Origin of the sequence: Rhodococcus sp. 24CO (assembly GCF_050586165.1) — a bacterium.
Taxonomy (GTDB): domain Bacteria; phylum Actinomycetota; class Actinomycetes; order Mycobacteriales; family Mycobacteriaceae; genus Rhodococcus_F.
Map to the genome: position 1 here is coordinate 408,380 of NZ_JAZFNF010000007.1, position 26,180 is coordinate 434,559.

A 26,180-nucleotide genomic window follows, 5' to 3' on the forward strand; every position below is an offset into this window, starting at 1 on the left:
GAACGTGACTGCGCCGGAAACGCCGCGCGGGCCCGGCCGCCCCCGCGACACCGCCGTCGAAGAAGCAGTCCTTACCGCCACCATCGAATTGTTGACGGAATGCCCCAGCGCAGACGACGTGACGATCGCTGCCATCACCACTCGGTCCGGCATTTCGCGCGCTGCGATCTATCGACGATGGTCGAGCCGCGAGGAACTCCTGGCGGCAGCGCTCGACAGCGTCCGATCCGAGGTGAAGACAACCTTCACCGGCGATCTCCGCGCCGACCTTGCCGAATCCTTTGCCGTCGGCATGGTCGACGTGACCGGCGCGTCCGGTGACCTGGTTCGTAAACGCATCGTTCTCGGATTGCAGAACGACAAGGTCCGCGAAGCCAGCTGGCAGCAACACGTCTCGCGGCGCCGTGTCCACCTGGCGGAAGCAGTGTCCGCGGCACAGGCAGCTGGCACCCTGGATCCCTCGGTGGACACCGATGTCCTGATCGACCTGATCGTGGGAATGTCCTACTACCAGTTTGTCGTCCGCGGACCGTCCACCGCCGACGGGGCCGACGATCGAGTCCGTGCCGCAATCGAATTGCTGTGGCGCGGAGTTCAACCCCGAGACTGAGCGGAAGCATCACGGAAGGCGTCGCACAGTTTCTGTGCGGCGTCCTCCAATACCGTTTCCGGATACGTCGCAAAACACAGTCGGGCCGAGCGGCTCAGATCTGCGTCGACGCCGAATGCGGCACCGGGCACAAAGGCAACACCGTGCTCGACGGCAACGTCGAGAACCGCGGCGGTGTCTACGGGTTCAAGGCTCTCCATCCAACAGAACATGCCGCCGCGCACGGGCGAGAATCGAGCGCTGTCGCCGAAGCCGACCTGCAATGCACTGACCAGCGCCTTCGCGCGGCTGCCGTAGGACGCCCGGAGCATGTTCAGATGAGCGTCGAACCACGCGGTGTCCGAGAACAAGTCGGCCGCAATCTGTTGAGTGAGAGACGACCCACACAGATCCGCACCCTGTTTGATCAACTCGACGGCTTCGCACACCCGCCGGTCACCGTGCAGCCAGCCGACACGCAGGGCAGGTGCCAGCACCTTGGAGGCGCTGGACAGCCGAATCACCCTGTCCGACAATGCTGCAACCGGAAGCGGCGGCGGCCCGTCGAAGTACAGTTCACCGTACGGATCGTCCTCGAGAATCCAGAAGCCGTACGCATCGGCAAGTTTCGCCAGATGCGCGCGGCGTTCGAGTGAGAGAACGGACCCGCGCGGATTGTGAAAGTTGCTCACGGTATGAACAACTTTCGGACGCAGTCCACCCGCAAGCTTCTCTTCGAGCGCCCTGGTATCCATGCCGTCCGCGTCGACGGGCACGGGAACCAGGTTTGCCTGCGCAGTCCGAAAGACCTGCAGCGCACCGGTATACGCCGGATCTTCCACAACAACGATGTCACCGGCGTCGAGCAACGCCTGAGCCAGCAAACTCAGGCCCTGTTGGGAACCGTGCGTGATCACCACGTCGGACGATTCGAGGATGCGGCCGATCTTGACGGATTCGCGGGCCGCAATTACCTCACGAAGGTGTCGCAACCCCGAGGTCTCACCGTATTGAACGGACGACGCCTCACCGAGAGCAGAAGCAGCTGCCTGCGAAATACGCTCTCGCGGAATGAAATTCGGATCCGGCAGGCCACCGGCCAAACTGATCACGTCAGGGCGAGCAGTCAAGGTGAGCAGGTCACGGATTGCAGAACTACGGAGCCCACCCATACGGGCAGACAGCGCGGCGTGTTTCATAGAAACTCCCAGGCACGCAAAAGAAGGATCAGAGGGAAAACACCCTGAGCCGCCGAGGGGTCTACGGGGGCGGGGAGAGCGCCGTGGTACCGGTCCATGATTCGACCGGTACCACGACTATCCCACCATCACGCCAATATGTGAAATCAAGTTCTCAGATTTCGGGAAACCACATGACGGAAAATCAGTCGAGGTCGTCGTGACGCATGAGCTGACGCGCCGCCTCGGTGATCGAACCGGTCAGCGACGGGTAGACGGAGAAGGTCTGGGCGAGGTCATTGACGCTCAGGTTGTTCTGCACGGCCATCGCGAGCGGCAGGATCAACTCGGACCCGTTGGGCGCGACCACAACTCCGCCGATCACCACACCGGTTGCGGGACGGCAGAAGATCTTCACGAAGCCACGACGCAGTCCGGACATCTTGGCGCGCGGGTTGGTGTTGAGCGGCAACATAACGGTGCGGGCCGGAACTTCACCGTTGTCGATTGCAGCCTGCGTCACACCCACCGTCGCGATCTCAGGACGTGTGAACACCGCCGACGCCACCGTCTTCAACTTGATGGGGCTCACGCCTTCACCGAGTGCGTGGTACATCGCGATACGGCCCTGCATGGCGGCCACGGATGCGAGCGGGAGCAGGCCGGTGCAGTCGCCGGCGGCGTAGATACCCGACACCGGGGTGCGGGAGACGCGGTCGACGCGCAGGTAGCCGCCCTTATCGAGCTCGATGCCCACCCTCTCGAGTCCGAGTCCGTCGGTGTTGGGAACCGAGCCGACGGTCATGAGGGCATGGCTGCCCTCGACCGTGCGGCCGTCGGAAAGCTTGACGATGATTCCGTCCTCCGTGCGCTCGACGGCGTCGGCGCGCGCATGCTTGACCAGGATCACGCCGCGCTCGGCCAGCGCGTCTTCGAGTACGAGTGCCGCGTCGGCATCCTCGCCCGGGAGCACACGGTCACGGCTGGACACCAGCGTCACCTTGACGCCCATCTCGGTGTACGCGGACACGAACTCGGCACCGGTCACACCGGAACCGACAACAACGAGGTGCGAGGGCAGCTCTTCCAAGTCGTAGAGCTGACGCCACGTCATGATGCGCTCACCGTCCGGCTCGGCGCCCGGGATGATGCGGGGGCTGGCGCCGGTAGCGATGAGGACGACGTCGGCAGCGATGGTGCGCTGTTCACCGTCTGCGAGGGTCGCCCGCACCTGGTGAGTTGCCAATCCGAGTTCCTGGTCGGTCAGTTCTGCGGTACCGGAGAGGACCTCGACGCCAACCGTCTGCAGCCGAGCGCGAATGTCCGAGGACTGGGACAGTGCGAGTGCCTTCACACGGGCGTGAATCTTGGGGAGCGATACCGACGCCTGCTCGGGGTCGAGCGTGATTCCCAGATCGGACGCGCGACGCATGTCGGTGCGGATGCCGGTCGAGGCGATGAACGTCTTCGACGGCACACAGTCGAACAGGACACACGCGCCGCCGACGCCGTCCGAATCGACCAGGGTGACGGTTGCGCCGTGCTGGGCAGCAACCAGCGCTGCCTCATATCCGGCAGGTCCGCCGCCGATGATCACGATCCGGGTCATGTGTCCTCCAAGTCCTCAGGCGACCGGCAGGGGTCTCCCGCCAGTCCATACACCTCATGTACAGCACGCGTTGGTCACGCTATTGCAGCGATCGAGGTCGCGCAGTGCTTGTACCAGATTACTAGCGTCCGGTGGTCCGCTTCGCGTCACCCTCACACCACCGTTTAGGCTTGCGCCCGTGTCGATTTATGCTGCGTACGGTTCCAACATGCACCCCGAGCAGATGCTGTTGCGCTGCCCACACTCCCCCATGTCGGGAACTGGATGGTTGCGTGGCTGGCGCCTGACCTTCAGTGGCGAAGACCTCGGCTGGGAAGGCGCTCTCGCCACCGTGGTGGAGGACCCGGATTCCAGCGTTTTCGTAGTCCTCTACGACGTACCGGAAGAGGACGAGGTGAGCCTCGACCGCTGGGAAGGTGCCGAACTCGGACTGCACCGCAAGATCCGGGTACGTGTCGACACCACCGACGGCGCCGTTCTGGCCTGGCTGTATGTCATGGACGCCTACGAGGGCGGCCTTCCGTCCGCTCGCTACATCGGTGTGATGGCCGACGCAGCCGAGATCGCTGGCGCTCCGGCGGACTACGTCCGGGAACTGCGGACGCGGAACAGCCGGAACGTCGGACCCGGAAACGGTTTGACCGACTAGGTTTCACCGACTAGAGCAGTGTGACCGACTACAGCAGCAGGAAATAGGCCAGCACCGCGAGCGCGATGATCGCCGCTACGGTGACAACTGCGATCACGATCCGCTTGGAGCCGGACTTGCCGGCCTCGGTCTCCACCGCTGCCGCACCTTCTGCCTCCGCAGTGGCCACCTGCGACGCTTCGGCCGACCCGGCAGCCCGCGGGACGTTCTCGAATACCTCGGTGACGTCATGTGACGGCGGCAGCCCGATCGGCACGATCTTGTGCGACGTCGAGGTGAAACCGGCAGCAAGAATTGCCGCACCGAGCGCTGCCGACTGTTCCGGCCCCGGTCCGAGTTCACAACGGACATTAAGCTTTTCGGCGACGCCAACGGCAATGGCCGTCATTGCGGCCTTGTCGCCCGCCATGTCACCGTCTCCGGTCACGACAACGGCGTCGAGGTTTTCCGGCATCCATCCGAAGGCACCGAGCGCCGTTGCGATTCGTGAACTCGGCGAGCTGCCGTCCCCGGCAAATCCGAACGCGCGGCCCGCGGCAACACCCGAACGCACCAGAGTGACAGCGGCTCCGGTGTCGTCGACGTGATAGATCCCGATGAGCGTTCCGGCCAGCGCAGCGATTTCCGATTCGAACCACGCCGACACCGCTTCGGCGTCCGATACCAAGGTGACCCGTTCGAGGCCGGCGTAGACCAGTGAATCGCGCAGGATCGCTGCCGTCGAGGAATCCCAACGTGACGGATACGTCGCCACGATGTCGGGCGCTCCACCGTCCTTGCCCCCACGATCGGGCAGCGGCTCGCATTCCTGTAGCAGGCAGCGGATAGACGTTGCCACCAAATCTTCAGCGCGATAACGGGTATCAGCTGTTCCGGCAACACCGCTCGGATCGCCGACGCGGGCGACAAAACCCGTCCAGCTTTCCGTGAACTCGCGGCCGCCACCCATCGCCGACTCGCCGCCGAGCACGGTGGTGCCGTCCTTGCGTTGATTGAGAACCGTATCCCGAACGATCACCACCGGATCGGCCGAACCTGGATCGTTCGACGCCACCACTGCCGTCGACACCACTGTGCCGATTCGCACTCCCACACCTATGGACATGCCCGTACCTTCACTCGAACTTACGAAAAACGGTGCCCCCGACGGGAACCGGCACTAACCGAGAACGAGGCTTGTGAGAACCTTCACGCCCACACCGAGCGCGCGCTCGTCGAGATCGAATGTGGGTTGATGGATATCGAGTTGTTCGCCTTCGCCGGACCACACGCCCAACCTGGCCATTGCGCCAGGGACGGTCTCGAGGTACCACGAAAAGTCTTCTCCACCACCGGATTGTGGCGTGTCTGCCAATGCGTCCTGTCCCAGGCTGGCAATGGCGTCCTCGAACATACGCGTCGAGACCTCGTCATTGACGACGGGCGGGACACCGCGGCGATAGTTCAGTTGATAGCGGACACCTGTCGGTGCGAGCAGTCCGTGCACGATCTCCTCCACAAGAGGTTCGAGCAGTTCCCACGTTTCGTGATCGCCCGTTCGGACGGTGCCCGTCATCATGCCGGTCTGCGGGATCGCGTTGGGCGCCTGGCCGGCACTGACCGCGCCCCACACCATGACGGTGCCGGTGCGCGGATCGATACGGCGGCTGAGCATTCCGGGCAAACCGGTGACAACAGTTCCGAGCGCATAGATGAGATCAGTTGTCAGGTGCGGCCGTGACGTATGGCCCCCCGGCGAATCCAGTACCACTTCGACGGTGTCGGCCGCAGACGTGATCGCACCGAGTCTCACACCGACCTGACCCGCCTCCAGACGCGGATCACAATGCAGAGCAAAGATTCTCGAAACACCGTCGAGCGCACCGGCCGCGATGACGTCGAGCGCACCGCCCGGCATCACTTCTTCGGCAGGCTGGAAGATCAACCGAACTCCGACCGGAAGTTCCGGCAACGACGCCAAGGCCACACCCACGCCCAACAGGATCGTGGTGTGCGCGTCGTGCCCACAAGCGTGGGAAACACCAGGGACCGTAGACGAGTACGTCGCACCCGTCGCCTCCTGCATCGGCAGTGCATCCATGTCGGCGCGCAGGGCAATGCGGGGTCCGTCCGGCCCGATGTCGCACGTCAACCCTGTGCCGCCGGGAAGCACCTTCGGTGAAAGTCCAGCCTCGATGAGCCGCGTCGCGACAAATTCCGTTGTCGCGTACTCATGACGCGCCAGTTCGGGGTTGGCGTGGATGTGCCGTCGCCACGCGACCAGATCGTCGGCATGCGCGTGAATCCAAGTATCGATTGCCGCGTTCACCGGCGATCTACTCCTTCCAACAGACGGGCGCGTTCCGAAGGATCGGACGCTACCCGGACAGCAGTGCGAGCCAAGGCTATTGCGCCGTCGACAACGGCACGATCAGCGGATTCCGTGACACACGCCGCAGCGAACTCCGGCTGATGTGTCACTGCCCCAGCTGAATCCAAACCGATCACAGGATGAATTCCAGGAATCACGTTGGTGACATTACCCATGTCTGTACTGCCCAGCGGACGAGAACGCTCCCATTCGGGTGCCAACGGCACCCGGCCCAGATCCAGGATCTGTTCGCGGTACACGTCAGCGAGCCACGGATCAGGCGTCAGTTCCGTGTAGGTCGGCGACACGGTGCGGATCTCGTGAGTGCAGCCGGTGCCCAGAGCGCCGGCCGCAAAACAGGCATTTGCCCGTTCCGACAGATTGGCCAACGACGAGGCGGTCTCCGCCCGCAAGTAATACAACAGCTCCGAACGCGCCGGGACGATGTTCGGGGCGGTTCCACCGTCACTGACGATGCCGTGAATCTGCTGACCGGGGAGCAGGTGCTGGCGCAACAATCCCACTGCCACCTGAGCCAGGGTTGCCGCGTCGGCCGCATTGAGTCCGAACTCCGGTGCGGCGGACGCGTGAGCCTCTCGGCCGTGATAACTGACGGCGATATCGGCCAAGGCCAGCGATGTCGCACCGATGATGTCGATCGGGCCGGGGTGAACCATCATCGCAGCGCCGACGCCGTCGAACGCGCCGCGCTCGAGCATCAGCACTTTGCCACCACCGGTTTCCTCGGCCGGAGTTCCGATGACCCGAACAGTAATTCCGAGTTGATCCGCCACCGACGCCAAGGCGATACCGGCGCCCACCGCCGCCGCGGCGATGATGTTGTGTCCGCAGGCGTGGCCGATGTCCGGAAGGGCGTCGTACTCGGCGCAGATCGCGATGACCAGTTCTCCACTGCCGTACGTCGCATCGAATGCCGTAGGCAGATCGACCACACCGCGAGTGATCGCGAATCCGTGCTGCTCCAACAGTTCGGACACCTTGGCGCTGCTGCGAAATTCCTCGAATGCAAGCTCCGGATCACCGTGAATCGAATGCGACAGCGCAATCAGATCGGTCTCTACAGACCTGACTACGCCGTCGACTTCATGATTCACCGAATCATTGTCTCACCCGAACGAGAAGTTGCTCTTGTCAGTCACCCGTCCAAGATCAACCAACAGGTCTCGATGAATCCCGGCCTTGATTCCGGCCAGGTTCGGTCCGTGTGTCGCGGTGAGCGCAGCGGCCTTGGCCACGGCGGTCGCGAGCACCGAATCACCCTCGACAGTTTCCTGGACAATTCCGGCAGACAGTGCGTCGGCACCGCCGAATCGGCGCCCGGTGGTCATTGCCTCCACGGCCGTCTGCTTGGGAAGTCTGCTGTTCAGCAGGGCCGACATGCCAACGGTGAACGGCATGTTCAGGCTCACCTCGGGCAAGCAGTAGAAGCCGCGGTCGGCGCGCATGATCTGGAAGTCGTGCGACGTCGCGAGCATGGCGCCCGCTCCGAAGGCGTGGCCACCGATCGCGGCAACCGTCGCCATCGGGAAGGTCAGCAAGCGGGTGTAGAGCGTGTGTACTTTGTCGAGGTACCCGGGAAGACCGTCGATGTTGGCGAAGATCCACGTCGTGTCCAGGCCGTTCGTATAGAACTTGCCCGTCGCCGTGGTGACCAAGGCAGCCGGACCCTCGTGGGCTTCGACCTCGTCGAGTGCGCTGTGCACCGAGTCGATCCAATCAGGGGTGAAACGGTTCTCGTTGTCCGTCTCACCCTCGTTTCCGAGGTACAGAATGAATACGTCGCCGTCGCGTTCGAGATAAGGCATGAAGGGCAGCGTAATGCCCGGTAGGTCATCCGACGAAGCGACCCGACTCGTCAGTAAGGTAACGCACATGGGAACGATCGCCGAAGCCGCCGCTGCCGCTCTGTCCGCCATGACCGGAAGCGCGCCGCCGTCCGTCGCCGTGGTCCTCGGTTCGGGCTGGACCGACGCTGCCGACCAGTTCGGCGAGCCCACTGCCGAGGTGTCGATGGCCGACCTTCCTGGCTTCGCTCCGCCGTCGGCTCTCGGCCACGCCGGAACGATCCGAACCGTCACCGTCGGCGGTACCCAGGTTCTGTTGCTTCTCGGACGCACCCACGCGTACGAAGGTCATGAACTCAGCTCAGTGGTCCATCCCGTTCGCACCGCCATCGCAGCGGGCGCGGACACCGTCATCCTCACCAACGCCGCCGGCGGTATCCGCGAGGACTACACAGTCGGTCAACCGGTCCTGATCAGTGACCACCTCAACCTGACGGCCCGCTCGCCGTTGGTAGGCGCGGAATTTGTCGACCTCGTCGACGCCTACTCCCCCGAACTCCGAGCACTTGCCCGCTCCATCGACCCCGAACTCACCGAAGGCGTGTACGCCGGACTACCCGGCCCCCACTACGAAACGCCTGCCGAAATCCGGATGCTGCGCACCCTCGGCGCCGACCTCGTGGGTATGTCGACGGTCCACGAAACCATCGCGGCTCGCGCTCTGGGCGCACGGGTATTGGGTATCTCGATGGTCACCAATCTTGCTGCGGGCATCACCGGCGCGCCACTCGATCATCAGGAAGTACTCGCGGCAGGCAAGGCGTCCGCGACCCGAGTGGGAACGCTACTGCGCCAACTGGTCCGCGAACTGTGAACCGTGCGGCGCAGGAATGGATCAACTCCGATCCCGACCCGGCCACCAGGCGAGAACTCGAATCCCTCTCGGAACATGAACTGGCCGAACGTTTTTCCGCACCACTGACATTCGGCACAGCGGGGTTGCGCGGACCCGTGCGTGGCGGCCCCAACGGGATGAACGTGGCTGTTGTCATTCGCACTACCGCCGGACTCGCAGCGTGGCTGAACACGCACGGTCACAGCGGTACTCGCATCGTTGTCGGCCGCGACGCCCGCCACGGTTCCGAAGCATTTGCCACAGCCGGCGCCGAGGTCCTGGCCGCCGCCGGTTTCGCGGTGACTTTTCTCCCCCGCCCCCTGCCGACACCGGTGCTGGCATTTGCCGTTCGGGCACTCGGCGCCAGTGCCGGTATCCAGATCACCGCATCGCACAACCCCGCCGCGGACAACGGCTACAAGGTGTACCTCGATGGTGGATCCCAACTGGTCTCACCGGCTGATCGCGAGATAGAAAGTGCGATCGCGAAGCTCGGCGGCGCGTCGAGCATCGCCAGAACTCCGGTGACGGCGGTGGGCAACTCCGTGATCGAAAACTACGTACGACGCGCCGCGACGCTTCCGCACGGTCGAGCCCGCAACATTCGCATCGCACTGACACCGCTGCACGGCGTCGGCGGGGACACCGCACTGGCAGCGTTGGACGCTGCCGGGTTCACCGATGTCCACGTTGTCGCCGAGCAATTCGATCCCGATCCCGATTTCCCGACTGTCGCATTCCCCAATCCGGAAGAACCGGGTGCCACCGACGCACTTCTCGAGCTGGCCGACACGGTCAACGCTGATCTCGCGATCGCTCTCGATCCGGATGCCGACCGCTGCGCCGTCGGCATCCGCGACGGCGACGAGTGGCGGATGCTCCGCGGAGACGAGACCGGCGTGTTGCTCGCCGACCACGTACTCACCACGGCTCCGCCGAATTCCCTCGTAGCGACCACGATCGTGTCGTCTACTCTGCTCTCGAAACTGGCTCCCACTCGCAGCGCCCGATTCGCCTGCACTCTCACCGGATTCAAGTGGCTGACCCGCGCCGGCGACGGTCTTGCCTACGCCTACGAAGAGGCGATCGGCCACTGCGTCGACCCCGGCGCCGTCCGAGACAAAGACGGAATCTCCGCCGCCGTTCTGGTGGCCGATCTGGTTGCCACTCTTGCCGAGACCGGCCGAACAGTGCTGGATGTGCTCGACGATTACGCCCTCGAATTCGGCTACCACCACGGGGACCAAGTTTCTCGCAGGCTCGACGACGTTGCCGATATCAACACGATCATGGACCGCGTGCGGAGCAATCCACCGAGCGAAATTTGCGGCGAGGCAGTTGTCTTCGAAGATCTGGCCACAGCCGATTCGCCCCTGCGCACCGACGCCGTGGTGTTCACCGGCGCGACGACGCGCATCGTCGTCCGCCCGTCCGGCACCGAGCCCAAACTCAAGTGCTATCTCGAGGTCGTGATTCCGGTAGCGAACCGCAGCGAACTCGCCGGAGCCCAGGCAGCAGCGAAGGCCCGGACAACACAACTCCGGGCCTTCGCAGAAGATTTGTAGGCTAGCGCGGTCCGAACTGCCGATCGCCCGCGTCGCCGAGGCCAGGCACGATGAAAGCGTTCTCGTCCAAGCCGTCGTCGATGCTCGCCAGAACCAGGCGTACCGGGTGCCCGGACTCCGCAAGCGCGTCGACGCCACGCGGCGCCGCGACAACACACACCGCTGTCACGTCTGTTGCGCCGCGCGCAACGAGCAGGTCGATCGTGTGAACCATCGATCCGCCGGTTGCCAGCATCGGATCGAGTACGAATACGGGGATTCCGGAGAGATCTGCCGGCAGCGATTCCAGGTACGGAACGGGCGCGTGGGTCTTCTCGTCGCGCGCCATTCCCACAAAGCCGACGCCGGCCGACGGGATCAATGCACTGGCCTGCTCGACCATGCCCAGACCGGCGCGCAGCACCGGGACAAGCAACGGAGGCTTGGCCAGACGAATACCCGTTGTGGCTGCGACCGGCGTGTCGACGGGGAACTCTTCGATCTCGGCGTCGCGCATTGCCTCGTACACGAGCATGTGCGTGAGCCGACGCAGAGCTGACCGGAATGTCGCATTGTCGCTGCGTGCATCACGCATTGTCGTCAGGAGTGCCGCTGCCAGCGGATGGTCGACTACGTGCGTTTGCATGACCATGAGGATAGTTCCTCGGGAACCGAGCGGCCCCGGGCGGCGTCCAAGAAAGGAGTAAGCGCAACGGGGGGAAGAGAAGTTGGACAATTTTCTAGCTCACACAGAAGACATCACGGACTTCGGTTCACGTCTGGCCGTCGTCGCCGACACCGTCGCCCGCGCCCAGGCCGACGCGGCCCGTCACGATCACACCGCGCTCGGCGCAGTCCTGGGATTGATTGCCGAGGACTTCGTCCGCGCCACCGGCGAAGCCCAACAGACTCATATCGACGATCTCGGCCGTCTTGCCACCGTTGTGTCCAGTGCCGCAGCCGCTACACACAGCGCCCGCGACCTGTACGCGGGCACCGACGAGTTCGTTCGCAGCACGATCGTCGATGCGGCGCGGACATGATCCCCGTCGAGGCCCTTGCCCGGCCGATCATCGATCTGGTGGCAACCCTGGGGAGCGGAGTCACCGACTCGAACGGACCCGAGGTCGGACTCCGCATCGCGTCGGACGTACTGGAGATCGCCTACCAACTGGGTACCGCCGCACTGGGGGAACTGTCCGGAGGCGGAACATCCACCGCAGGGATGAGCGCTGCGGCAACAATGACCGAGCAGACCCAAGCGGCAACTCGCACACTCACCGATCGAGGCACCGACATCGCCGGAATCGTCGACGAGGCAACCACGACGGTGTCCGCCGGGATCAACGAGCTGAACGGCATCCTGCAGTCGTTTCTCGGTATTGCCGCCAAGGCCGGTCCGGCGCTCCTGACACCACCGGGCCAATTGATGCTCGTTGCAGCGGCATTCGACCACCTGGGGCAGGCAATATCGGTCGTCGAGAGAATGCGCGGTGATCTCTCCGGCTCCACCGACAAGATGTCCGCACTGGTGCCGCCGGTCCCGCTACCGGATCCCGCACCCGGAGCCACCAACCCCGAATTGTCAAATGGTTCTGTTGCGAGCACCGGCAGCGCGGACTTGCAGATCGATCTTCCCGACGGTTCAGTTGCTACCGCTCCCAACGCCGAGGCCGCCGCCGCGGTGCGCAATGCACTCACCCAGCAAGGAGTGCCGTACGAGTGGGGCGGCACCTCACCCGGAGTCGGTCTCGACTGCAGTGGTTTGACGCAATGGGCCTACGGACAAGCGGGCGTCGACATTCCGCGCCTTGCCCAGGAACAAGGCATCGGCAGCCCCGTCGATCAGGCCGATCTCCTGCCAGGCGACCTCGCAGTCTGGGACGGCCACGTCGCCATGGTGATCGGGAACGGCCAGATGGTCGAAGCCGGAGATCCGGTGAGCGTCAGCCCCGTCCGAACATCCAACATCGGCATGGGATTTCACGGCTTCTACCGACCCACAGAGTGAAATGAGCACGAATATGCAGGACACACCGCGCCCACCGGGCGTCATCACCGCCGTAGCGGCAAATCGCCGCGGAACCATCGCCCTACGGGCCACCGAACAGGGCATTCCCATCGACATCCGTATCCATCACAGCGAATTACGCTATGGCGGTGCTCGCCTCGCCACCGAGATCATGGCCCTCTCTGCCCGGGCCGCCATGGAGGCCGGCGTCCGCCACCGCCTCGAATTGGAAGCCGATGGCGTTCCGGCCGACATCGTGAACGCCCTCGGACTCGCAACACGTGAGCAATTGGCCGACGCTCACGCTGCCGAAGATCACACCGACACAGCCCCCACTACCTGGATGCGATCGATATGAACGAAATGGACCGAATCATGGAGCGCGCCAAGAGTCAGTGCGGATTCATGCAGGATGCTGTCGGAGACGTCGACGCTATCCGGGCCACCGCGGCGAGCGCCGACGGCACGGTTGTCGCCTGTGTCGACGGGATGGGCGCGCTGGTCGAACTGACCATCACCGACGCCGTAACCACTATGGAACCGAAGGCCGTCGCGGCACTGACTATCGCCACCATCCACCAGGCAGTTCACCGCAGCAACGTCGAACGTGAACGTCTGATGAATCAACTGGGCCGCTCACTCGGCGAGGTGTGAGTAACCCGCGCTATGCGCAGGGCGCTCGGGTCGATAGGCTTCCGCCCATGGCTGGAGATATCGTCCCGATCGAAATCGGTCTCACAAGTGGAGACCTCGTCACGTTGTGGGCGCCCCGGTGGCGTGAGGGCGACGACGAATGGGAGGCCTTCCTCGGTCACGAGGAAGATCTGTACGGGTTTGCCTCGGTCGCGGAACTCGCCGCGTTCATCCGCACCGATACCGACAACGATTTGGTCGATCACCCCGCTTGGAGTGTTGTGGCCGGTCTCTCCGCCGCGGAACTCGAACCGGAGGAGAACTTCACGTTCGACTTCGTCGGAGTGCCGGAACTTGCTGCCGGAGATCCGGAGCCGCTGGTTGTCTCCGAACTCGAAGACACCCTGAACATGGCCCGCAATATCGGTGAGGTCTGCGAACTGGATTCTGTGATCCGGTTCTTCAGCGGCCACCCCATCCTGGGTGCGCTCGCCACCGGCGCGAGCGCGTTCGAGGGTCGTGAAGGACTCGAGATCTGGGACCAGGTCGGCGCAGCCATCGCCAAGGACTGGGACAAGGTTCTCGACGCGATCGACACCGTCGTGACGTCGCCCAAGGTTGACGCCGCTGCCGTGGCAGTTGCCGAAGCCGAACTCCTCGCTGCCGCCGAGAACACCGTCGATGCGGACGACGTCGCCGAAGAGGGCGAGGACGAGGAATTCGACGAAGACGAACTCGACGAGGACGAAGACGAGATCGAGACGTTCTGGGGCGAGGTCGGCGTCGATCCGGTCCGCATCATCACCTCGGCCGACACCTACTACACCCTGCGCTGCTACATGGGTGACCAGGCAATCTTCCTCGGAAAGGACGGGTTGATCACGGTCTTCCGGTCCGAGCGCGCGCTCGCTCGCTACCTTGCCGACAATCACGAGCACGATCTGTCACAGGTCAGCACGTACGGCGTGATCCAGAATGCAGCCGTCGACGGTTCACTCGACATCGAAGTCACCGACGAGAATGTCTACGTTCTCCCCGGCATTGCCGACGACCTTGCCCAGGGCCCGGACGCCGTCGACGTCGAACAACTCGAACTTGCTGTCGAATTGTTCACCGATGCAGCCGATTTCGCCGACGACGACTCCACGGAGGAAGCGCTGTCCGCGTCGAACGAGCTCGGGTGGTACGTCTCGTACCTTCTCAATCCCGATCCGTCCCGGATGGCTCCCAGTGCGCCGTTCACCAAGGAATCGGAGGGGTGGCGCGAACTCGAGCGTGAGTTCGAGACACGCCTGCGTCCCGAGTAAACGGCGCCGCCTGCTACCCGACCAATACGGCGTACCCGGGCTTGATGACGTCGTCGATGTACGCGAGACGCTGGTCGAACGGGATGAACGCAGACTTCATGGCGTTGATCGTGAATCGTTCGAGGTCGGTCCAGCCGTAACCGAATGTGTCGACCAGCGCCGCCATTTCGCGACTCATGCTCGTATCACCCATGAGTCGATTGTCGGTGTTGACGGTGACCCGGAACCGCAGGTCTGCCAACAGTCCGAACGGGTGATCGGCCAACGCAGCCACTGCGCCGGTCTGGACATTCGAGCTCGGGCACAATTCGAGCGGGATGCGCATGTCTCGAACGAAGTTCGCGAGCCTGCCCAGCTCGTGGCTACCGTCGACGGCAGTGACGTCGTCCACGATGCGCACACCATGCCCCAACCTGTCGGCTCCACAAAATGCGATGGCTTCGTGAATCGACGGCAACCCGAACGCCTCACCGGCATGGATGGTGAAGTGCGCGTTCGCATCCCGCATGTACTCGAAGGCGTCCAGATGACGACTCGGCGGATTCCCGGCCTCGGCACCCGCGATGTCGAACCCGACCACACCGCGGTCACGGAATCGCACGGCAAGTTCGGCGATTTCGCGGGACCTGGCGGCATGACGCATGGCGGTCAGCAAGCAGCCGATCTGAATCTTGCGCCCCTGCGCCTGGGCCGCGGACTCCCCTGCCCGGAATCCTTCGAGTACGTGCTCGACTACCTCGTCGAGCGTCAGCCCCTGTTCGAGGTGCTGTTCAGGTGCAAACCGCACCTCCGCGTAGACCACGTTGTCGTCGGCCAGGTCCTCGGCACATTCCTGAGCCACGCGCGAGAGTCCCTCGGCAGTCTGCATGACGGCCACGGTGTGCGCGAAGGTCTCGAGGTACAGCTCGAGCGACCCGCTGTCTGCAGCGGTTCGAAACCACTGCGCGAGTTCGGCAGCCGTCTGTGCCGGCAGTTCCGTATATCCGCAATTCTCTGCCAGTTCCAGAATTGTCTGCGGACGCAGACCACCGTCGAGGTGGTCGTGCAGTAGAACTTTGGGCGCGCTACGAATCGAGTTCAACACCGGTGCGTTCATGCAACATAAGCTAACGCGATTCACCCACAATTCGCTCGATGAGCAGCGGTCGCGACACTGTGTCGGATTCGGACCCGATCGACCAGCTGCCGTCGAGACTTCGGAGTGCGGCGTCGAATCGCTCGGGTGTGTCGGTGTGCAGTGTCAGTAGCCTCTGCCCCGCCCGGACCACGTCACCAGGCTTTGCATGCATCTGCACACCCGCACCGGCTTGCACTGCGTCGCCTTGGCGCTCGCGCCCCGCTCCGAGTTTCCACGCTGCGATACCGACGCCCATGGCGTCCAGTCGCGTGAGGACACCGTCGCGGTCGGCGGTGATGACCTCGGTGTGTCGAGCTATTGGCAAGTCCGCATCCGGATCGCCGCCCTGCGCGTCGATCATGGCGCGCCACCGATCCATCGCACTACCGTCGGCCAGCTTCTGTGCGGGATCGACATCGTCGATCCCGGCCGCCGACAACATTTCCCGAGCCAGGAGGAGGGTGAGCTCTACGACGTCGGCGGGTCCGCCGCCGGCCAGCACCTCGACGGATTCGCGCACTTCGAGAGCATTACCGGCGGTCAAGCCGAGTGGCGTACCCATCTCGGTGATGAATGCCGTTGTGCGCATACCGGCGTCGTTTCCCAGTTCGACCATGGTGCGCGCCAACTCCCGCGCGTCACCGAGTTCCTTCATGTATGCACCCGAACCGACCTTCACGTCCAGCACCAGTGCGCCGGTTCCCTCGGCGATCTTCTTGCTCATGATCGAACTCGCGATCAGGGGAATGGATTCCACCGATCCCGTCACGTCGCGAAGGGCATAGAGCTTCTTGTCCGCCGGCGCGAGATTCGCTCCGGCAGCACAGATGACCGCACCGATCTTCGGGTTCGCGAGGATCTCCACCATCTCGGCCGCGGTGAGGTCGGCACGCCAACCCGGGATCGCCTCGAGCTTGTCGAGAGTTCCACCGGCATGGCCGAGTCCACGCCCCGACAGCTGCGGAACAGCAAGACCACACGCGGCAACCAGAGGCACCAGCGGAAGTGTGATCTTGTCTCCCACACCACCGGTCGAATGCTTGTCCACCGTCGCCGTCGGCAGGTCCGAAAAGTCCATGGTGCCGCCGGATTCGATCATCGCCCGCGTCCAGCGGCCGATCTCCGAGCGCGTCATCCCGCGGAAGTAGATCGCCATGGCCAGGGCCGCCATCTGCTCGTCCGGCACAACTCCCGCGGTGAACGCCTGCACGATCCAATCGATCTCGGTGCCCGAGAGCTCCCGACCGTCACGTTTTGCTCTGATGATCGACACGGCGTCAAACATGGCGAAGTCCTTCCGCTTGTTCCGGTCCGAAAGCGTCCGGGAGTAACTCCGCGAGTGGGCGCGGTCCGCGAACGGTATCAATCAGAAGTTCTGGGCCACCGTGCTCGAGCAGGAGCTGTCGGCACCGGCCACACGGCATCAGTATTGCGCCGTCCGCGTCGACGCATGAGAAGGCGATCAAGCGTCCGCCGCCGCTGGCCGCTAAGTTACTCACCAGTCCACATTCGGCGCACAGGCTCAAACCGTATGAGACATTTTCCACATTGCATCCTGAGACGATTCGACCATCGTCCACCAGCGCGGCGGCACCTACCGCATATCCGGAGTACGGGGCATAGGCCCGACGCATTACCACTTGCGCGTTGTGGCGCAACAACTTCCAGTCGATTTCACCCATGGTTCACAATCCAATCACGCCAACTGAATGCATGCAGAAACGACACGATACTGCCGTTATGAAGATTGGAAAGGCAAACCTTACAAAGAGTTTGGTAGGTGTACGAATCCCGCATCTGATTAGTTCCCGGATTCACCAGGGTTTAGAGTCTGAGTCAAGTCGGTTCAGGATCCCGTCGAGCCCGGGCTGAGTACCTCGAAGCTCTCTGCAGGCTCGGCGCGTCCACCAATGACGTTGGAGGCACAGCACTCGATGAGTACTACGACTGAAGCCGCTCCTCAGAAGGAGCGCACGAGGTCGCTTTACCGGGGCGACCCCGGAATGTGGTCCTGGGTTCTACACCGGATCACAGGCGTCGCTACTTTCTTCTTCCTATTCGTACACGTTCTCGATACGGCCCTCGTGCGGGTTAACCCCGACACGTATGACGCCGTCATCGACACGTACAAGAACCCCCTCGTCGGTCTCATGGAGATCGGCCTCGTCGGTGTGGTCCTTTACCACGCTCTCAACGGCGTGCGCGTGATGCTCGTGGACTTCTGGTCGAAGGGCCCGAAGTACCAGCGCGTCATGCTCTGGACCATTCTGGCGATCTGGTTCCTGGTGATGATCCCGGGCGCCGGGCGCATCCTCATCAACATGTTTGCGGAGCACTGACATGGCGACTACTCACGGACCCGAAGCCAAGAGCCTCGGTACCTCATACGACCGTCCTGCCAGCCTGGACAACCCGCGTTCGCCGCGGGCCAAGGCGCGGAACAACTTCGAGCTGTACGCGTGGCTGTTCATGCGTTTCTCCGGCGTTGCCCTGATCGTCCTGGTCCTGGGCCACATGTTCATCATGCTGATGCTCGACGGTGGCGTTCACCGTCTGAACTTCGCATTCGTAGCAGGCCGCTGGTCCAGCCCGTTCTGGCAGATCTGGGATCTGACGATGCTCTGGCTGGCACAGCTTCACGGCGGCAACGGTCTGCGCACGGTCATCGCGGACTACTCCCGCAAGGACTCCACACGCTTCTGGCTAACCACGATCCTCGTACTCTCGATGATCCTGATCATGGCCCTGGGCACGTACGTCATCTTCACCTTCGACCCCAATATCTCGGCGAGCTAGGGGAGCACAGACTTCATGCAGGAACATCGTTATGACGTGGTCATCGTCGGTGCCGGCGGCGCCGGCATGCGTGCGGCAATCGAGGCTGGCCCCCGCGCCCGCACGGCCGTACTGACCAAGCTCTACCCCACCCGCAGCCATACCGGCGCGGCCCAGGGCGGCATGTGCGCCGCACTGGCGAACGTGGAGGAAGACAACTGGGAGTGGCACACCTTCGACACCGTCAAGGGTGGCGACTACCTCGCCGACCAGGACGCCGTCGAGATCATGGCAAAAGAAGCCATCGATGCCGTGCTCGACCTCGAGAAGATGGGCCTGCCGTTCAACCGCACGCCCGAAGGCAAGATCGACCAGCGTCGCTTCGGTGGCCACACCCGCGATCACGGCAAGGCCCCGGTTCGCCGCGCGTGCTACGCCGCCGACCGCACCGGTCACATGATCCTGCAGACGCTCTACCAGAACTGCGTCAAGCACGACGTCGAGTTCTACAACGAGTTCTACGCACTCGACATCGCCATCACCGAGACCGAGGACGGCCCGGTTGCCACCGGCGTCATCGCCTACGAACTCTCGACCGGCGAACTGCACATCTTCCACGCCAAGTCGATCATCTTCGCGACCGGCGGCTCGGGACGTATGTACAAGACGACGTCCAACGCACACACCCTCACCGGTGACGGCATGGGCATCATCTTCCGCAAGGGACTTCCCCTCGAGGACATGGAGTTCCACCAGTTCCACCCGACAGGACTCGCCGGCCTCGGCATCCTGATCTCGGAAGCTGTTCGTGGTGAAGGCGGCATTCTCCGTAATGCCGACGGTGAGCGCTTCATGGAGCGCTACGCCCCCACCATCAAGGACCTCGCGCCGCGTGACATCGTCGCCCGCTCGATGGTTCTCGAAGTCCTCGAAGGCCGCGGCGCCGGCCCCAACAAGGACTACGTCTACATCGACGTGACGCACATCCCCGAGGAAGTTCTCGACGAGAAGCTCCCCGACATCATGGAGTTCTCGCGCACCTACCTCGGCGTGGATCCCGTCAAGGAGCCCGTGCCCGTCTACCCGACGTGCCACTACGTCATGGGCGGTATCCCCACCAAGATCAACGGTGAGGTTCTGCGCAACAACGACGAGGTCGTCAAGGGCCTGTACGCCGCCGGCGAATGCGCCTGCGTCTCCGTGCACGGCGCAAACCGTCTCGGCACCAACTCGCTCCTCGACATCAACGTGTTCGGCCGTCGCGCCGGCATCGCTGCCGCCGAGTACGCGAACTCCACCGAGTTCGTCGACATGCCCGAAGCCCCGGCCACCATGGTCGAGGACTGGGTCGGCGTCATCCTGTCCGATCACGGCCACGAGCGCGTTGCGGACATCCGCTCCGAACTCCAGCAGTCGATGGACAACAACGCATCCGTGTTCCGTACCGAAGAGCGCCTCACCCAGGCACTCAAGGACGTGCGTGCTCTCAAGGAGCGCTACAACCACATCACGGTTCAGGACAAGGGCAAGCGCTACAACAGCGACCTGCTCGAGGCCATCGAACTGGGCTTCCTGCTCGAAATGGCAGAGGTCACGGTCGTCGGTGCGCTCAACCGCAAGGAATCACGCGGCGGCCACGCTCGTGAGGACTTCCCGGATCGCAACGATGCCGAGTACATGAAGCACACGATGGCATACAAGGAGGGCGACGGCCTGCTCTCCGACATCCGTCTGGACTACAAGCCGGTGGTACAGACCCGCTACGAGCCGATGGAGCGTAAGTACTGATGTCTGCGCCTGCTGTAGAAGCACCAGCCCTCCCCCCGGTCCCCGAAGGCGCCGTCATGGTGACCCTCAAGATCGCGCGGATGAACCCGGAATCGGGCGACGGCCAGCACTGGGACAGCTTCCAGGTCCCAGCTCTGCCCACCGACCGCATGCTCAACCTGCTGCTGTACGTGAAGGGCTACCTCGACGGCACCCTCACGTTCCGTCGTAGCTGCGCACACGGTGTCTGTGGATCGGACGCCATGCGCATCAACGGCGTCAACCGCCTGGCGTGCAAGATCCTGATGAAGGACATGCTCCCCAAGGACGGCAAGCCGGTCACCATCACCATCGAGCCCATTCGCGGCTTGCCGGTGGAGAAGGACCTCGTTGTCGACATGGAACCCTTCTTCGACGCATTCCGCGCCGTGAAGCCGTTCCTCATCACCAGTGGCAACGAGCCCACCCGTGAGCGCATCCAGAGCCAGCACGACCGTGCTCGTTTCGACGACACCACCAAGTGCATCCTCTGCGCATGCTGCACCACGTCGTGCCCCGTGTACTGGAGCGACGGCAGCTACTTCGGTCCCGCTGCCATCGTGAACGCACACCGGTTCATCTTCGACAGCCGTGACGAGGCCGCATCCGAGCGTCTCGACATCCTGAACGACAAGGACGGTGTGTGGCGCTGCCGCACCACGTTCAACTGCACCGACGCGTGCCCTCGCGGCATCCAGGTGACAAAGGCAATTCAGGAAGTCAAGCGCGCACTGCTGTTCGCACGCTAGACCTTCAACCCTTGGCGCGGTCAAGGAGTCTCCGGACTCCTTGACCGCGCTTTGCTTGTTTCGGGGGGCATGTTGAATTTCCGCCGCGACCAGGCGCTCGACGGCGCAACCTTGATCGTCAAATGCAGTGCGGCTCATGGCCAAGAGGGCAGCGCCCACCTTCTCGTCGAACTCCCACCGAGAACTCGAGCAGCTTGGTCGTCGGCGCCTGGCCTGCCGTTTGCGGACAAGCAGGCCTTTGTCCCAATTCCTGGATCGCACGTCGCGTGGTCGGACGCGAGAGATTCAGGCGTTTCGCCAACCCAAGGTTCGTGACAATCGCCGTGTTGCGGTGCACAGTTTCAGTCATACCTCGGTGCCCTGTGTGGGCAACCAACCACGCACTCTCGGGAGTCAGCCTTGACAAGCATCAACACTCACCAGAGCGGGTCACACATCCCTGATGCACCATTCGACGTGCTTGCCATCGGCCGGTCCGGGGTGGACATCTACCCACTACAGACCGGTGTCGGACTCGAGGATGTCGAGACGTTCGGCAAGTTTCTCGGCGGCAGCGCAGCCAACGTCTCGGTGGCGGCAGCATGCCTCGGCCGGCGAGCAGCACTGATCTCCGGTGTCGGCAGCGATCCCTTCGGAAAGTTCGTCACACGCGAGTTGGCACGTCTCGGTGTCGACAATCGGTTTGTCGTCACCAATTCCGAGTACCCGACGCCGGTGACGTTCTGTGAGATCTTCCCCCCTGACGATTTCCCGCTGTACTTCTACCGCAAGCCACATGCGCCTGATCTTCGGATCACCCCGGAAGACATCAACCTCGACGCGGTTCGAACGGCGTTGCTGTACTGGTCGACGGTAACCGGCCTGTCCGAAGAACCGAGCCGCAGCGCACACTTCGCGGCGTGGGAAGCCCGCGAACGCCGTCCGCTGACCGTTCTCGATCTGGATTACCGACCGATGTTCTGGTCGACGCCCCAGGAAGCGACCATTCAGGTTCAGCGCGCCCTCGCACAGGTGACGGTGGCCGTGGGAAACCGCGAAGAGTGCGAGATCGCGGTCGGTGAGACCAACCCGAACACGGCCGCGGACGCGCTCCTCGACCTCGGAGTCGAACTGGCCATCGTGAAGCAGGGACCGAAAGGTGTACTCGGTAAGACACGAAAGCAGTCGATCACCGTGCCGCCCAATTCCGTCGACGTGGTTAACGGACTGGGCGCAGGCGACAGCTTCGGCGGATCACTGTGCCACGGACTGCTGGCCGGGTGGCCGCTGGAGAAGGTACTGCGCTACGCCAACGCGGCCGGCGCGATAGTCGCATCTCGGCTCGAATGCTCCACTGCGATGCCGACCGCCGAAGAAGTCCACGATCTCGCCGAAGCCACAGCTACGGAGGCAGTCAATGTCTGACGAGCTCGCCGCCCGCCCCCTCGCTACCACGTACGCCGAAGTAACGGAACTGCGTGCGAGCGATCCGCAGATCATCGAAAAGGCCTGGGCAGCACGAACTCCTCGAGCCGCTGTTCGAGGCAACGGCCGACTGATGATCGTCGCTGCCGATCACCCGGCGCGTGGGGCGCTGTCTGTCGGCGGTAAGCCGACAGCGATGAACAGTCGTACCGATCTGCTGGACAGATTGCGCACTGCACTCGACAATCCGGGAGTCGACGGTGTCCTGGGCACTGCGGACATTCTCGAAGATCTGCTCCTCCTCGGCGCCTTCGACGACAAGGTCGTCTTCTCGTCGATGAACCGCGGCGGCCTGGCGGGCGCGAGCTTCGAACTCGACGACCGCATGACCGGATATACCGCGGCGGGCACCGCGAAGTTCGGCATGAACGGCGGAAAGATGCTGCTGCGCATCGCCCTCGACGACGCGGGCACCCTGCCCACCATGACGGCATGTGCCGAAGCCGTGGACGAACTGGCCGCGGCCGGACTGATCGCGATGCTCGAGCCCTTTCTCTCCAGCCGCGTGAACGGCAAGGTCGTCAACGATCTCAGCCCCGACGCCGTCATCAAGTCGATCCATATTTCGCAGGGCCTAGGCTCCACCTCCGCGTACACGTGGATGAAGCTGCCGGTTGTCGACGACATGGAACGCGTCATGGACGCGACCACCCTGCCGACGCTTCTCCTGGGCGGCGATCCGCAGATCGCTCCCGAAGAGACTTTCGCGAAGTGGGAGTCCGCCCTTCAGTTGCCGTCCGTGCGCGGATTGATCGTCGGGCGCGCGCTGCTTTACCCACCCGACGGTGACGTGGCCTCGGCCGTCGACACCGCAGTCGAGCTGGTCCACTAGAACCGACCTGGAAGGAGCGAAATGTTCAGCAAGTACTACGTCCCCGCCAGCTCCTCCGCCGAGGGCGATTTCACGACAGTGGTCACCCCGGAGTCCGCTGGATGGACCGAATCCAGCTTGTGGACACTAGAACTCGCTCCTGGCGCGAACATACGCCTGCAGTCCGGCGAGAACGAGATAGTCGTCGTTCCACTGTCGGGTTCGGCCGTGATCGTTGCCGAGGGGACGGAGATCGCCCTGACCGGCCGCGCGTCGGTCTTCGACGGACCGAGCGACTTCGCCTACATAGGACGCGATTCCGACTACACAGTGGCCAGCGCAGGTGGAGGCCGCTTCGCCCTGTGCGGAGCGCACGCCGGCGCAAAGCTCCCCCATCGCTACGGTCCCGCATCAGGAGTTGCCGTCGAACTCCGCGGTGCCGGTAACTGCAGCCGACAGGTTCACAACTTCGCCACCGCAGACACTTTCGAGGCAGACTCCATCATCGCGTGTGAGGTCATCACCCCCGGCGGGAACTGGTCGTCGTATCCCAGCCACAAGCACGACGAGAACAGCGACGTCGAATCGGCCCTGGAAGAGATCTACTACTTCGAGATCGACAGAAGCCCCACCGGGACCGAAGGTTTCGGCTACCACCGCGTGTACGGAACCGCCGAGAGACCTATCGAGGTGCTCGAGGAAGTCCGCTCGGGCGACGTCGTCCTCGTGCCGCACGGCTATCACGGCCCGTCCATCGCAGCGCCGGGCCACCACATGTACTACCTCAATGTCATGGCAGGTTCGGGCGAGATCCGGGCGTGGAACATCTGTGACGATCCGCAACACACCTGGCTACGTGGAAGCTGGGATCACCAGGACATCGACCCTCGACTGCCGTTGCAGTCCCACAACTGACGGAAGTGAAAGCTGTGGCACCCACCAACAACGCAACCGGCAATCGTCCACCTCGCGACGAGCCGACCGTATACCTCACCGTTTCTCAAGCTGTCGTCCGCTTCCTCGCCAACCAGTACACCGAACGCGACGGCCGGCGCACCAAGCTGTTCGCCGGCTGCTTCGGAATCTTCGGGCACGGCAACATCGCCGGACTGGGGCAGGCACTCTTGCAGGCCGAGATCCAGGATCTCGACGCCGGCCGTCAGCCGACACTCCCCTACGTGCTCGGCCGCAACGAGCAGGCGATGGTGCACTCGGCAGTCGCCCACGCACGCATGAAGGATCGCCTGCAGACATGGGCAGTCTCGTCCAGCGTCGGCCCCGGCGCCACCAATATGATCACCGGCGCAGCACTGGCCACCATCAACCGCCTACCTGTATTACTGCTGCCCGCAGACACTTTCGCGACCCGAGCCAGTGCCCCGGTCTTGCAGGAACTCGAGCTCCCGTCGAGCGGCGACGTCACAGTCAATGACGCTTTCAAACCGGTATCACGGTACTTCGATCGGGTATGGCGACCGGAGCAGTTGCCGAGCGCTCTGCTGGCCGGTATGCGCGTCCTCACCGATCCCGTCGAGACGGGCGCAGTCACCATCGCCATCCCGCAGGACGTGCAGACGGAGGCTTTCGACTGGCCCGAGTCCTTCTTCGCCGAAAGGGTGTGGCACGTGGCCCGCCCGCTCCCCGAACGGTCAGTGCTCGAACGCGCAGCCGCGATCATTCGCTCGGCTCGTAAGCCGCTGATCGTCGCGGGCGGCGGCGTGATCTACAGCCAGGCCACCGACTCTCTGGCAGCGTTCTGCGCACAGACCGGAATCCCCGTGGGGCAGAGCCAGGCCGGCAAGGGTTCCTTGGTCTACGACCACCCACAATCTGTCGGTGCAGTGGGGTCCACCGGCACTACGGCTGCAAACGCACTGGCCACCGAGGCGGACGTGGTCATCGGAATCGGAACGCGATACAGCGATTTCACCAGCGCGTCGCGCACCGCCTTCACCAAGCCCGACGTTCGCTTCGTCAACATCAACGTCGCTTCACTCGATTCCGTGAAGCAGGGCGGTGTCAGTATCGTGGCCGACGCACGTGAGGCGCTCGATGCGCTGGCGCTCGCACTGACCGACTACCGAGTCGACGACGAGTACGCGTCCAGGATCGGTGAGCTCGCTCGAGACTGGGATGCGATCGTCGAATCCGTCTACAACCCAGCCGAACCCGCGGCCGACGGGTCACTGAATCAGAATCAGGTGATCGGCCTGGTCAACACTCTGTCCGATCCACGTGACGTCGTGGTGTGCGCTGCCGGGTCCATGCCCGGTGACCTCCACAAGCTGTGGCGAACCCGTGATTCCAAGGGGTATCACGTCGAATACGGCTACTCCTGCATGGGATACGAGGTTGCCGGCGGTCTGGGCGTCCGGATGGCCTGCCCTGATCGCGACGTGTTCGTGATGGTCGGCGACGGTTCCTATCTCATGATGGCCACCGAATTGGTCACCGCTGTGCAGGAACGCCTCAAGGTCATCGTGATCCTGGTCCAGAATCACGGATTTGCCTCCATCGGTTCACTGTCCGAGTCGCTGGGTTCCCAGCGCTTCGGCACGCAGTACCGCTACCGCTCGAATGACGGACGCCTCGACGGCGGGGTTCTCCCGGTCGATTTGGCCGCGAACGCCGCCAGCCTCGGTGTCGACGTCATCCGCGCGAACAGCGCTGCCGAGTTCGCGGACGCAATCAAGGTCGCCAAAGCAAGCGAGACCACTACGGTCATCCACGTCGAAACCGATCCGCTGATCGGCGCCCCGGACAGCGAATCCTGGTGGGACGTACCAGTATCAGCTACCTCCGAACTGGAATCGACCAAGAACGCCAGGACAACCTACGAGTCCTGGAAGAAGATCCAGCGCCCATATCTACGTCCATCCGACTGACCA

At 63.5% G+C, this 26,180-nt stretch carries 27 protein-coding genes and 1 pseudogene; 17 read left to right on the forward strand and 11 right to left on the reverse strand.

The genetic code is table 11. The features are described from left to right. Positions 1-4 precede the first annotated feature (4 nt). The gene (locus V2B23_RS19700; RefSeq protein ID WP_430951882.1) at positions 5-610 is read left to right on the forward strand and encodes a TetR/AcrR family transcriptional regulator; all 606 of its coding nucleotides are present in this window, start codon (positions 5-7) and stop codon (positions 608-610) included. On the opposite strand, the gene V2B23_RS19705 is transcribed toward V2B23_RS19700, so the two are convergent. Together V2B23_RS19705 and V2B23_RS19710 are read right to left on the reverse strand one after the other, a co-directional pair. Further along, entirely contained in the window at positions 595-1,788 is a 1,194-nt protein-coding gene (locus V2B23_RS19705) for a PLP-dependent aminotransferase family protein (protein ID WP_430951883.1), read from the reverse strand. The two genes, V2B23_RS19700 and V2B23_RS19705, sit on opposite strands and share 16 nt — an antisense overlap. Positions 1,789-1,972: 184 nt before the next feature. Further along, positions 1,973-3,376: an NAD(P)H-quinone dehydrogenase gene (locus V2B23_RS19710; RefSeq protein WP_430951884.1), complete on the reverse strand. Its 1,404-nt coding sequence runs from the start codon at positions 3,374-3,376 to the stop codon at positions 1,973-1,975. Positions 3,377-3,554: 178 nt separating this feature from the next. On the opposite strand from V2B23_RS19710, the gene V2B23_RS19715 reads away from it, so the two are divergent. Further along, positions 3,555-4,025 (forward strand): gamma-glutamylcyclotransferase, encoded by a 471-nt coding sequence (locus V2B23_RS19715; RefSeq protein ID WP_033231261.1) that lies wholly within the window; start codon positions 3,555-3,557, stop codon positions 4,023-4,025. A 28-nt stretch (positions 4,026-4,053) separates the two neighbouring features. Here V2B23_RS19715 and V2B23_RS19720 read toward each other — a convergent pair whose 3' ends face one another. The 4 genes from V2B23_RS19720 to V2B23_RS19735 are packed head-to-tail and all read right to left on the reverse strand — an operon-like array spanning position 4,054 to position 8,201. Continuing rightward, the gene (locus V2B23_RS19720) at positions 4,054-5,130 is read right to left on the reverse strand and encodes a hypothetical protein (RefSeq protein ID WP_430951885.1); all 1,077 of its coding nucleotides are present in this window, start codon (positions 5,128-5,130) and stop codon (positions 4,054-4,056) included. A 54-nt stretch (positions 5,131-5,184) separates the two neighbouring features. Continuing rightward, positions 5,185-6,333, reverse strand: a complete 1,149-nt coding sequence (locus V2B23_RS19725; protein ID WP_430951886.1) for a M20 family metallopeptidase — start codon at positions 6,331-6,333, stop codon at positions 5,185-5,187. Continuing rightward, positions 6,330-7,490: a M20 family metallopeptidase gene (locus tag V2B23_RS19730; RefSeq protein ID WP_430951887.1), complete on the reverse strand. Its 1,161-nt coding sequence runs from the start codon at positions 7,488-7,490 to the stop codon at positions 6,330-6,332. The genes V2B23_RS19725 and V2B23_RS19730 overlap by 4 nt, the downstream gene beginning before the upstream one ends. Positions 7,491-7,502: 12 nt before the next feature. Then, positions 7,503-8,201, reverse strand: coding sequence for an enoyl-CoA hydratase-related protein (locus V2B23_RS19735; RefSeq protein ID WP_430951888.1), 699 nt, complete (start codon positions 8,199-8,201; stop codon positions 7,503-7,505). A 67-nt stretch (positions 8,202-8,268) separates the two neighbouring features. Here V2B23_RS19735 and V2B23_RS19740 point away from each other — a divergent pair, with 67 nt between their 5' ends. Continuing rightward, entirely contained in the window at positions 8,269-9,054 is a 786-nt protein-coding gene (locus tag V2B23_RS19740; RefSeq protein WP_430951889.1) for a purine-nucleoside phosphorylase, read from the forward strand. Continuing rightward, the gene (locus V2B23_RS19745) at positions 9,051-10,640 is read left to right on the forward strand and encodes a phospho-sugar mutase (RefSeq protein WP_430951890.1); all 1,590 of its coding nucleotides are present in this window, start codon (positions 9,051-9,053) and stop codon (positions 10,638-10,640) included. Before V2B23_RS19740 ends, V2B23_RS19745 begins: the two co-directional genes overlap by 4 nt. 1 nt (position 10,641) lies before the next feature. Here the strand turns inward: V2B23_RS19745 and upp are convergent, their stop codons facing one another. Next, entirely contained in the window at positions 10,642-11,265 is a 624-nt protein-coding gene (upp, locus tag V2B23_RS19750; RefSeq protein ID WP_033231521.1) for a uracil phosphoribosyltransferase, read from the reverse strand. 82 nt (positions 11,266-11,347) lie between these two features. Between upp and V2B23_RS19755 the strand changes: the two genes are divergently transcribed. The 5 genes from V2B23_RS19755 to V2B23_RS19775 are packed head-to-tail and all read left to right on the forward strand — an operon-like array spanning position 11,348 to position 14,570. Continuing rightward, on the forward strand, positions 11,348-11,662 hold the full coding sequence (locus V2B23_RS19755; protein WP_430951891.1) for a type VII secretion target: 315 nt from the start codon (positions 11,348-11,350) through the stop codon (positions 11,660-11,662). Continuing rightward, the gene (locus V2B23_RS19760; RefSeq protein ID WP_430951892.1) at positions 11,659-12,630 is read left to right on the forward strand and encodes a C40 family peptidase; all 972 of its coding nucleotides are present in this window, start codon (positions 11,659-11,661) and stop codon (positions 12,628-12,630) included. The genes V2B23_RS19755 and V2B23_RS19760 overlap by 4 nt, the downstream gene beginning before the upstream one ends. A 13-nt stretch (positions 12,631-12,643) precedes the next feature. Beyond that, positions 12,644-12,988, forward strand: coding sequence for a hypothetical protein (locus V2B23_RS19765; protein ID WP_430951893.1), 345 nt, complete (start codon positions 12,644-12,646; stop codon positions 12,986-12,988). Beyond that, positions 12,985-13,284 (forward strand): YbaB/EbfC family nucleoid-associated protein, encoded by a 300-nt coding sequence (locus V2B23_RS19770; protein WP_033231269.1) that lies wholly within the window; start codon positions 12,985-12,987, stop codon positions 13,282-13,284. Before V2B23_RS19765 ends, V2B23_RS19770 begins: the two co-directional genes overlap by 4 nt. Positions 13,285-13,331: 47 nt before the next feature. After that, entirely contained in the window at positions 13,332-14,570 is a 1,239-nt protein-coding gene (locus V2B23_RS19775; protein ID WP_092801410.1) for a primosomal protein, read from the forward strand. A 13-nt stretch (positions 14,571-14,583) separates the two neighbouring features. Here the strand turns inward: V2B23_RS19775 and V2B23_RS19780 are convergent, their stop codons facing one another. From V2B23_RS19780 to V2B23_RS19790, 3 genes are read right to left on the reverse strand one after another with little or no spacing between them, the layout of a single operon-like run. Beyond that, positions 14,584-15,666 (reverse strand): adenosine deaminase, encoded by a 1,083-nt coding sequence (locus V2B23_RS19780; protein WP_430951894.1) that lies wholly within the window; start codon positions 15,664-15,666, stop codon positions 14,584-14,586. 10 nt (positions 15,667-15,676) lie between these two features. After that, the gene (locus V2B23_RS19785) at positions 15,677-16,972 is read right to left on the reverse strand and encodes a thymidine phosphorylase (protein ID WP_430951895.1); all 1,296 of its coding nucleotides are present in this window, start codon (positions 16,970-16,972) and stop codon (positions 15,677-15,679) included. Then, positions 16,965-17,369, reverse strand: coding sequence for a cytidine deaminase (locus tag V2B23_RS19790; RefSeq protein ID WP_430951896.1), 405 nt, complete (start codon positions 17,367-17,369; stop codon positions 16,965-16,967). Before V2B23_RS19790 ends, V2B23_RS19785 begins: the two co-directional genes overlap by 8 nt. Positions 17,370-17,621: 252 nt before the next feature. Between V2B23_RS19790 and sdhC the strand changes: the two genes are divergently transcribed. From sdhC to V2B23_RS19810, 4 genes are read left to right on the forward strand one after another with little or no spacing between them, the layout of a single operon-like run. Further along, the gene (gene sdhC, locus V2B23_RS19795; RefSeq protein WP_169637068.1) at positions 17,622-18,026 is read left to right on the forward strand and encodes a succinate dehydrogenase, cytochrome b556 subunit; all 405 of its coding nucleotides are present in this window, start codon (positions 17,622-17,624) and stop codon (positions 18,024-18,026) included. A 1-nt stretch (position 18,027) separates the two neighbouring features. Then, complete coding sequence (locus tag V2B23_RS19800) at positions 18,028-18,483, forward strand: succinate dehydrogenase hydrophobic membrane anchor subunit (RefSeq protein WP_033231274.1); 456 nt, start codon at positions 18,028-18,030, stop codon at positions 18,481-18,483. 15 nt (positions 18,484-18,498) lie between these two features. Beyond that, positions 18,499-20,250: a succinate dehydrogenase flavoprotein subunit gene (gene sdhA / locus V2B23_RS19805; RefSeq protein ID WP_033231275.1), complete on the forward strand. Its 1,752-nt coding sequence runs from the start codon at positions 18,499-18,501 to the stop codon at positions 20,248-20,250. Then, a complete protein-coding gene (locus V2B23_RS19810) occupies positions 20,250-21,017 on the forward strand; it encodes a succinate dehydrogenase iron-sulfur subunit (RefSeq protein ID WP_033231276.1) in 768 nt (255 codons plus the stop codon). Before sdhA ends, V2B23_RS19810 begins: the two co-directional genes overlap by 1 nt. Before the next feature lie 216 nt (positions 21,018-21,233). On the opposite strand, the pseudogene V2B23_RS19815 reads toward V2B23_RS19810, so the two are convergent. Then, a pseudogene (locus V2B23_RS19815) lies at positions 21,234-21,324 on the reverse strand (winged helix-turn-helix transcriptional regulator); the annotation flags it as partial. Between the two features lie 92 nt (positions 21,325-21,416). Here V2B23_RS19815 and iolC point away from each other — a divergent pair. From iolC to iolD, 4 genes are read left to right on the forward strand one after another with little or no spacing between them, the layout of a single operon-like run. Further along, the gene (iolC, locus tag V2B23_RS19820; RefSeq protein ID WP_430951897.1) at positions 21,417-22,421 is read left to right on the forward strand and encodes a 5-dehydro-2-deoxygluconokinase; all 1,005 of its coding nucleotides are present in this window, start codon (positions 21,417-21,419) and stop codon (positions 22,419-22,421) included. After that, positions 22,414-23,313: a Cgl0159 family (beta/alpha)8-fold protein gene (locus tag V2B23_RS19825; RefSeq protein WP_430951898.1), complete on the forward strand. Its 900-nt coding sequence runs from the start codon at positions 22,414-22,416 to the stop codon at positions 23,311-23,313. Before iolC ends, V2B23_RS19825 begins: the two co-directional genes overlap by 8 nt. Before the next feature lie 21 nt (positions 23,314-23,334). Next, the gene (gene iolB / locus V2B23_RS19830; RefSeq protein ID WP_430951899.1) at positions 23,335-24,207 is read left to right on the forward strand and encodes a 5-deoxy-glucuronate isomerase; all 873 of its coding nucleotides are present in this window, start codon (positions 23,335-23,337) and stop codon (positions 24,205-24,207) included. A 14-nt stretch (positions 24,208-24,221) separates the two neighbouring features. Continuing rightward, positions 24,222-26,177: a 3D-(3,5/4)-trihydroxycyclohexane-1,2-dione acylhydrolase (decyclizing) gene (gene iolD / locus V2B23_RS19835; protein WP_430951900.1), complete on the forward strand. Its 1,956-nt coding sequence runs from the start codon at positions 24,222-24,224 to the stop codon at positions 26,175-26,177. Positions 26,178-26,180: the final 3 nt, after the last annotated feature.

What these genes read in the sequence shown, in the direction of transcription:
- V2B23_RS19705 (WP_430951883.1), bottom strand. Translation starts at nt 1,788, where the DNA reads ATGAAACACGCCGCGCTGTCTGCCCGTATGGGTGGGCTCCGTAGTTCT.
- V2B23_RS19710 (WP_430951884.1), bottom strand. Translation starts at nt 3,376, where the DNA reads ATGACCCGGATCGTGATCATCGGCGGCGGACCTGCCGGATATGAGGCA.
- V2B23_RS19720 (WP_430951885.1), bottom strand. Translation starts at nt 5,130, where the DNA reads ATGTCCATAGGTGTGGGAGTGCGAATCGGCACAGTGGTGTCGACGGCA.
- V2B23_RS19735 (WP_430951888.1), bottom strand. Translation starts at nt 8,201, where the DNA reads ATGCCTTATCTCGAACGCGACGGCGACGTATTCATTCTGTACCTCGGA.
- V2B23_RS19740 (WP_430951889.1), top strand. Translation starts at nt 8,269, where the DNA reads ATGGGAACGATCGCCGAAGCCGCCGCTGCCGCTCTGTCCGCCATGACC.
- upp (WP_033231521.1), bottom strand. Translation starts at nt 11,265, where the DNA reads ATGCAAACGCACGTAGTCGACCATCCGCTGGCAGCGGCACTCCTGACG.
- V2B23_RS19760 (WP_430951892.1), top strand. Translation starts at nt 11,659, where the DNA reads ATGATCCCCGTCGAGGCCCTTGCCCGGCCGATCATCGATCTGGTGGCA.
- V2B23_RS19765 (WP_430951893.1), top strand. Translation starts at nt 12,644, where the DNA reads ATGCAGGACACACCGCGCCCACCGGGCGTCATCACCGCCGTAGCGGCA.
- V2B23_RS19770 (WP_033231269.1), top strand. Translation starts at nt 12,985, where the DNA reads ATGAACGAAATGGACCGAATCATGGAGCGCGCCAAGAGTCAGTGCGGA.
- V2B23_RS19775 (WP_092801410.1), top strand. Translation starts at nt 13,332, where the DNA reads ATGGCTGGAGATATCGTCCCGATCGAAATCGGTCTCACAAGTGGAGAC.
- V2B23_RS19780 (WP_430951894.1), bottom strand. Translation starts at nt 15,666, where the DNA reads ATGAACGCACCGGTGTTGAACTCGATTCGTAGCGCGCCCAAAGTTCTA.
- V2B23_RS19785 (WP_430951895.1), bottom strand. Translation starts at nt 16,972, where the DNA reads ATGTTTGACGCCGTGTCGATCATCAGAGCAAAACGTGACGGTCGGGAG.
- V2B23_RS19790 (WP_430951896.1), bottom strand. Translation starts at nt 17,369, where the DNA reads ATGGGTGAAATCGACTGGAAGTTGTTGCGCCACAACGCGCAAGTGGTA.
- sdhC (WP_169637068.1), top strand. Translation starts at nt 17,622, where the DNA reads ATGAGTACTACGACTGAAGCCGCTCCTCAGAAGGAGCGCACGAGGTCG.
- V2B23_RS19800 (WP_033231274.1), top strand. Translation starts at nt 18,028, where the DNA reads ATGGCGACTACTCACGGACCCGAAGCCAAGAGCCTCGGTACCTCATAC.
- sdhA (WP_033231275.1), top strand. Translation starts at nt 18,499, where the DNA reads ATGCAGGAACATCGTTATGACGTGGTCATCGTCGGTGCCGGCGGCGCC.
- V2B23_RS19810 (WP_033231276.1), top strand. Translation starts at nt 20,250, where the DNA reads ATGTCTGCGCCTGCTGTAGAAGCACCAGCCCTCCCCCCGGTCCCCGAA.
- V2B23_RS19825 (WP_430951898.1), top strand. Translation starts at nt 22,414, where the DNA reads ATGTCTGACGAGCTCGCCGCCCGCCCCCTCGCTACCACGTACGCCGAA.
- iolB (WP_430951899.1), top strand. Translation starts at nt 23,335, where the DNA reads ATGTTCAGCAAGTACTACGTCCCCGCCAGCTCCTCCGCCGAGGGCGAT.